Annotated in this window: 2 tRNA genes and 3 rRNA genes; all 5 read left to right on the top strand. The window is 52.6% G+C overall.

Annotated features, from left to right (window positions below):
• The first annotated feature begins 115 nt into the window (after window positions 1–115).
• Window positions 116–1,651: ribosomal RNA gene (locus tag MY55_RS22205) — 16S ribosomal RNA — on the top strand.
• A gap of 92 nt (window positions 1,652–1,743) precedes the next feature.
• Window positions 1,744–1,820: transfer RNA gene (locus MY55_RS22210), tRNA-Ile, on the top strand.
• 3 nt (window positions 1,821–1,823) lie between these two features.
• Window positions 1,824–1,899 (top strand) — tRNA-Ala (locus MY55_RS22215).
• A gap of 282 nt (window positions 1,900–2,181) precedes the next feature.
• A 23S ribosomal RNA gene (locus MY55_RS22220) occupies window positions 2,182–5,073 on the top strand.
• Window positions 5,074–5,198: 125 nt separating this feature from the next.
• Window positions 5,199–5,313 (top strand): 5S ribosomal RNA (rrf, locus tag MY55_RS22225).
• Together the 16S, 23S and 5S rRNA genes with 2 tRNA genes alongside form the textbook arrangement of a ribosomal RNA operon.
• The last annotated feature ends 7 nt before the right edge of the window (window positions 5,314–5,320 follow it).

Raw genomic sequence — 5,320 nt, forward strand, 5'->3', positions numbered from 1 at the left:
CAGAATAACCGATAGGTGTAAGTGTTTGGCGAAAGCCAAAAACTTGCACTGCAAGAGACAAGAGATACTTGTTTATTTCTTTGAACTTGCGTGCCAGAAAATTTGCTATGAGATTGAACTGAAGAGTTTGATCCTGGCTCAGATTGAACGCTGGCGGCATGCTTTACACATGCAAGTCGAACGGTAACAGGGTGCTTGCACCGCTGACGAGTGGCGAACGGGTGAGTAACGCATCGGAATGTACCGTGTAATGGGGGATAGCTCGGCGAAAGCCGGATTAATACCGCATACGCCCTGAGGGGGAAAGTGGGGGACCGTAAGGCCTCACGTTATACGAGCAGCCGATGTCTGATTAGCTAGTTGGTGAGGTAAGAGCTCACCAAGGCGACGATCAGTAGCGGGTCTGAGAGGATGATCCGCCACACTGGGACTGAGACACGGCCCAGACTCCTACGGGAGGCAGCAGTGGGGAATTTTGGACAATGGGCGCAAGCCTGATCCAGCCATGCCGCGTGTCTGAAGAAGGCCTTCGGGTTGTAAAGGACTTTTGTTCGGGAGGAAATCCCGCTGGTTAATACCTGGCGGGGATGACAGTACCGGAAGAATAAGCACCGGCTAACTACGTGCCAGCAGCCGCGGTAATACGTAGGGTGCAAGCGTTAATCGGAATTACTGGGCGTAAAGCGTGCGCAGGCGGTTTTGCAAGTCTGATGTGAAAGCCCCGGGCTCAACCTGGGAACGGCATTGGAGACTGCAAGACTAGAGTGCGTCAGAGGGGGGTAGAATTCCGCGTGTAGCAGTGAAATGCGTAGAGATGCGGAGGAATACCGATGGCGAAGGCAGCCCCCTGGGATGACACTGACGCTCATGCACGAAAGCGTGGGGAGCAAACAGGATTAGATACCCTGGTAGTCCACGCCCTAAACGATGTCAATTAGCTGTTGGGGGTTTGAATCCTTGGTAGCGTAGCTAACGCGTGAAATTGACCGCCTGGGGAGTACGGCCGCAAGGTTAAAACTCAAAGGAATTGACGGGGACCCGCACAAGCGGTGGATGATGTGGATTAATTCGATGCAACGCGAAAAACCTTACCTGCTCTTGACATGTACGGAACTTGGTAGAGATATCTTGGTGCCCGAAAGGGAGCCGTAACACAGGTGCTGCATGGCTGTCGTCAGCTCGTGTCGTGAGATGTTGGGTTAAGTCCCGCAACGAGCGCAACCCTTGTCATTAGTTGCCATCATTTAGTTGGGCACTCTAATGAGACTGCCGGTGACAAACCGGAGGAAGGTGGGGATGACGTCAAGTCCTCATGGCCCTTATGAGCAGGGCTTCACACGTCATACAATGGTCGGTACAGAGGGTCGCTAAGCCGCGAGGTGGTGCCAATCTCATAAAACCGATCGTAGTCCGGATCGCACTCTGCAACTCGAGTGCGTGAAGTCGGAATCGCTAGTAATCGCAGATCAGCATGCTGCGGTGAATACGTTCCCGGGTCTTGTACACACCGCCCGTCACACCATGGGAGTGAGTTTCACCAGAAGTGGGTAGGCTAACCGCAAGGAGGCCGCTTACCACGGTGGGATTCATGACTGGGGTGAAGTCGTAACAAGGTAGCCGTAGGGGAACCTGCGGCTGGATCACCTCCTTTCTAGAGAAGGCGATCGTCAAGCACTTACAGCCTATCGGTTATTCGCGTTAAGGGCAGCTGGATCGAAGAGATTCAGTGCTGAGAAGTTGACTGGGTTTGTAGCTCAGCTGGTTAGAGCACTGTGTTGATAACGCAGGGGTCGTAGGTTCGAGTCCTACCAGACCCACCAGTTGGGGGATTAGCTCAGTTGGGAGAGCACCTGCTTTGCAAGCAGGGGGTCGTCGGTTCGATCCCGTCATCCTCCACCACTTACAGTGCAAACAAAAACGAACTTGATCGAGTTTGATTCTGTTTGCGTTGTTCGCGTGCAGCGAAAGCTGCTCAGCAATACGCCCGATCTTTAACAAACTGAAGAAGCCGAATATATTAAGACGGCGAAACAAACAGCGAGAGTTAAGTCTTTCGTTGAATGAATCGTCATCTTGGGTATTTGATTGTATCAAAGGCTGCGTCGCCATATCAAAAGGGGCGGTGCAGTCGTCGCACAAACACACTTGTTGTTTTAGTGGCTTAGGCTGCTGAAATGATAGGGTCAAGCGACTAAGTGCATCTGGTGGATGCCTTGGCGATCACAGGCGATGAAGGACGTGTAAGCCTGCGAAAAGCGCGGGGGAGCTGGCAATAGAGCTTTGATCCCGCGATATCCGAATGGGGAAACCCGGCCCTTAGGGGTCATCCCTGACTGAATACATAGGTCAGAGGAAGCGAACTCAGCGAACTGAAACATCTAAGTAGCTGAAGGAAAAGAAATCAACCGAGATTCCGTAAGTAGTGGCGAGCGAACGCGGAACAGCCTGTATGTGATAGAGATTGCGTTAGTGGAAGGTTCATGGAAAGGACCGCCGTAGTGGGTGATAGCCCCGTACACGAAAACGCATTCTTGGTACTAAGCATACGAGAAGTAGGGCGGGACACGCGAAATCCTGTCTGAATATGGGGGGACCATCCTCCAAGGCTAAATACTCGTGATCGACCGATAGTGAACCAGTACCGTGAGGGAAAGGCGAAAAGAACCCCGGGAGGGGAGTGAAATAGAACCTGAAACCGGATGCATACAAACAGTGGGAGCGGACTTGTTCCGTGACTGCGTACCTTTTGTATAATGGGTCAGCGACTTACGTTCAGTAGCAAGCTTAACCGAATAGGGGAGGCGTAGGGAAACCGAGTCCGAATAGGGCGCTTTAGTTGCTGGGCGTAGACCCGAAACCGAGTGATCTATCCATGGCCAGGATGAAGGTGCGGTAACACGCACTGGAGGTCCGAACCCACTAGTGTTGCAAAACTAGGGGATGAGCTGTGGATAGGGGTGAAAGGCTAAACAAACTCGGAGATAGCTGGTTCTCCCCGAAAACTATTTAGGTAGTGCCTCATGTATCACTTCCGGGGGTAAAGCACTGTTATGGCTAGGGGGTCATTGCGATTTACCAAACCATGGCAAACTCTGAATACCGGAAAGTGCAAGCATGGGAGACAGACGGTGGGTGCTAACGTCCATCGTCAAGAGGGAAACAACCCAGACCGCCAGCTAAGGTCCCAAATGATCAGTTAAGTGGTAAACGAAGTGGGAAGGCATAGACAGCCAGGATGTTGGCTTAGAAGCAGCCATCATTTAAAGAAAGCGTAATAGCTCACTGGTCGAGTCGTCCTGCGCGGAAGATGTAACGGGGCTCAAACTGATAACCGAAGCTGCGGATGGGCGCGTAAGCGTCCGTGGTAGGGGAGCGTTCTGTAGGTCTGTGAAGGTGTCTCGTAAGGGATGCTGGAGATATCAGAAGTGCGAATGCTGACATGAGTAGCGATAAAGCGGGTGAAAAGCCCGCTCGCCGAAAGCCCAAGGTTTCCTACGCAACGTTCATCGGCGTAGGGTGAGTCGGCCCCTAAGGCGAGGCTGAAAAGCGTAGTCGATGGGAAACGGGTTAAAATTCCCGTACTTTTGTGCAGTGCGATGTGGGGACGGAGAAGGTTAGGTCAGCAGACTGTTGGAATAGTCTGTTCAAGCCGGTAGGCGTGAAGAGTAGGCAAATCCGCTCTTCTTTAACGCCGAGACGTGATAACGAGGGTCTACGGACCTGAAGTGACTGATACCACGCTTCCAGGAAAAGCCACTAAGCTTCAGCTGCACAAGAACCGTACCGCAAACCGACACAGGTGGGCAGGATGAGAATTCTAAGGCGCTTGAGAGAACTCAGGAGAAGGAACTCGGCAAATTGATACCGTAACTTCGGGAGAAGGTATGCCTGTTGAGGTGTAGGACTTCGCGTCCGAAGCTTTGACAGGTCGCAGAGAATCGGTGGCTGCGACTGTTTAACAAAAACACAGCACTGTGCCAACACGAAAGTGGACGTATACGGTGTGACGCCTGCCCGGTGCTGGAAGGTTAAGTGATGGGGTGCAAGCTCTTGATCGAAGCCCCAGTAAACGGCGGCCGTAACTATAACGGTCCTAAGGTAGCGAAATTCCTTGTCGGGTAAGTTCCGACCCGCACGAATGGCGTAACGATGGCCACACTGTCTCCTCCTGAGACTCAGCGAAGTTGAAGTGTTTGTGAAGATGCAATCTACCCGCTGCTAGACGGAAAGACCCCGTGAACCTTTACTGTAGCTTTGCATTGGACTTTGAAGTGGTTTGTGTAGGATAGGTGGGAGGCTTTGAAGCCAGGACGCTAGTTCTGGTGGAGCCGACCTTGAAATACCACCCTGACCCCTTTGAGGTTCTAACCTTGGTCCGTGATCCGGATTGGGGACAGTGCATGGTAGGCAGTTTGACTGGGGCGGTCTCCTCCCAAAGTGTAACGGAGGAGTTCGAAGGTTACCTAGGTACGGTCGGAAATCGTGCTGATAGTGCAATGGCAAAAGGTAGCTTAACTGCGAGACCGACAAGTCGAGCAGGTGCGAAAGCAGGACATAGTGATCCGGTGGTTCTGAATGGAAGGGCCATCGCTCAACGGATAAAAGGTACTCCGGGGATAACAGGCTGATACCGCCCAAGAGTTCACATCGACGGCGGTGTTTGGCACCTCGATGTCGGCTCATCACATCCTGGGGCTGTAGCCGGTCCCAAGGGTATGGCTGTTCGCCATTTAAAGTGGTACGTGAGCTGGGTTCAAAACGTCGTGAGACAGTTTGGTCCCTATCTGCAGTGGGCGTTGGAAGTTTGACGGGGGCTGCTCCTAGTACGAGAGGACCGGAGTGGACGAACCTCTGGTGTACCGGTTGTCACGCCAGTGGCATCGCCGGGTAGCTAAGTTCGGAAGAGATAACCGCTGAAAGCATCTAAGCGGGAAACTTGCCTGAAGATGAGACTTCCCTGGAGGCTTGACCTCCCTGAAGAGTCGTTCGAGACCAGGACGTTGATAGGTCGGGTGTGGAAGCGCTGTGAGGCGTGAAGCTAACCGATACTAATTGCTCGTGAGGCTTGATCCTATCATTTGAGTGGCTTGGGAAACTGAGACACAAGAGAGTGGATGTGCGACGTACATCAAATACCGAATATATGCGAATCTGTCTGAGAGACGGGTTCGGGCTTCTTTAAGTTTGTACAGTTTATGTCTGGTGGCCATAGCGAGGTGGTCCCACGCCTTCCCATCCCGAACAGGACCGTGAAACGCCTTAGCGCCGATGATAGTGTGGCATTCGCCATGTGAAAGTAGGACACCGCCAGACGCCCCAT

Source organism: Chromobacterium subtsugae (assembly GCF_001676875.1).
In the GTDB taxonomy this organism is placed as follows: Bacteria; Pseudomonadota; Gammaproteobacteria; order Burkholderiales; family Chromobacteriaceae; genus Chromobacterium; species Chromobacterium subtsugae.